The organism is Bradyrhizobium sp. P2_E8 (genome assembly GCF_056403875.1).
Genome location: NZ_JBFUES010001392.1, coordinates 1 through 1,480, shown reverse-complemented (window position 1 = coordinate 1,480; position 1,480 = coordinate 1). Strand labels below are relative to the sequence as shown.

Below are 1,480 nucleotides of genomic sequence, written 5' to 3'. Positions count from 1 at the left end.
GCGGTTATCTCGTAGACCACATCGCGGCGCGCGACCTGATCTGGGTCATCGTCGCGTGGGCCGTCGTTGCGGTCGCAGCCGGCCTGCGGCTTCAGCCGCTCGACGATGTCAGGCGGAGGACGACGGAGACGCATGCCGGCAAGACGCTGCTGCACGATGCCGCCTTCTGGGCCATGATCGCCTCGGCGGCTCTGATCCAGAGCAGCCACATCGCCTTTTACACGTTCTCGGCCATCACCTGGCAGCTCCATGGTCTCGCCGGCCTGACGATCGCGGCGCTGTGGACGCTGGGTGTGATCGCCGAGATCGTCGTGTTCGCGCTGTCGCCGCGCTTCTCGCTGCATCCATCCACGCTGATGGCGATCGGCGGCCTGAGCGCCGTGGTGCGCTGGATCGTCACCGCGAGCGAGCCGTCGCTGGCGTGGCTCGCGATCGTGCAGCTCGGCCACGGCCTCTCCTTCGGCATGACCATGGTCGGCACCATGAACCTCCTGGTGCAGCGCGTGCCGTCGCATCAGATCGCGCGGGGGCAGGGCTACTACGCCGCCTGCAACGGGGTGCTGGGAGCTGCGACCTCGATCGCGTCAGGCGCGATCTACGCCCGCATCGGCGAGGGCCTGTATTACGTCATGGCCGCGATGGCCGCGGCCGGCGCGGTCCTGATCTGGTCGGCGCGGCATCGGCTCAAGGCTCATCCCCACAGCGAGGACTCCGGCGGATAGACCAGGCTGTCATCATAGCGCAGGCCGTGATCGCGGTCGCGCGCCAGCAGCAGCGGGCCGTCGAGATCGACGAAGCGAGCCTGCGGCGTCACCAGCATCGCGGGGGCCATCGACAGCGAGGTCGCGACCATGCAGCCGATCATGATCTCGAAGCCGAGCGCCTGCGCCGCATCTGCCATCGCGAGCGCCTCGGTGAGGCCGCCGGTCTTGTCGAGCTTGATGTTCACGGCATCGTAGCGCTCGCGCAAGGGAGCGAGGGAGATGCGGTCATGCACGCTCTCGTCGGCGCAGACCATGAGCGGCCGCTTGATCCGCGCCAGCGCGTCGTCCTTGCCGGCCGGCAGCGGCTGCTCGACCAGGGTGACGCCGACGGCGTCGCAGGCGGCGAGATTGTGCTCGAGATTGGCCTCGGTCCAGGACTCGTTGGCATCCACGATCAGCTCGGATTCGGGGGCCGCCTTGCGCACCGCCGCGATCCGCTCCGGATCGCCGTCGCCGCCGAGCTTGATCTTGAGCAGCGGCCGGTGCGCCGCTTTCGCGGTCGCCGCGGCCATGGCCTCGGGGGTGCCCAGCGAGATCGTGTAGGCGGTGGTGCGCTCGCCCGGGACCGGGCGGTCGAGCAGGTTCCAGGCCCGCAGGCCCGCTGCCTTGGCCTCGAGGTCGATCAGGGCGCAATCCAGCGCGTTGCGGGCCGCGCCCGGCGGCATGGCGGCCTGCAGCGCCTGGCGGGTGATACCGCCCGCCACGGCCGCCTGCAT

Annotated in this window: 2 protein-coding genes; one reads left to right on the top strand and one right to left on the bottom strand. The window is 70.0% G+C overall.

Annotated features, from left to right (window positions below; all coding sequences use genetic code 11):
• A partial coding sequence (locus AC1D00_RS40755) for an MFS transporter (protein WP_477014599.1) occupies nt 1–722 on the top strand: 722 nt, incomplete at its 5' end.
• Here the strand turns inward: AC1D00_RS40755 and AC1D00_RS40750 are convergent.
• A partial coding sequence (locus tag AC1D00_RS40750; protein WP_477014598.1) for a dipeptide epimerase occupies nt 692–1,480 on the bottom strand: 789 nt, incomplete at its 5' end. The two genes, AC1D00_RS40755 and AC1D00_RS40750, sit on opposite strands and share 31 nt — an antisense overlap.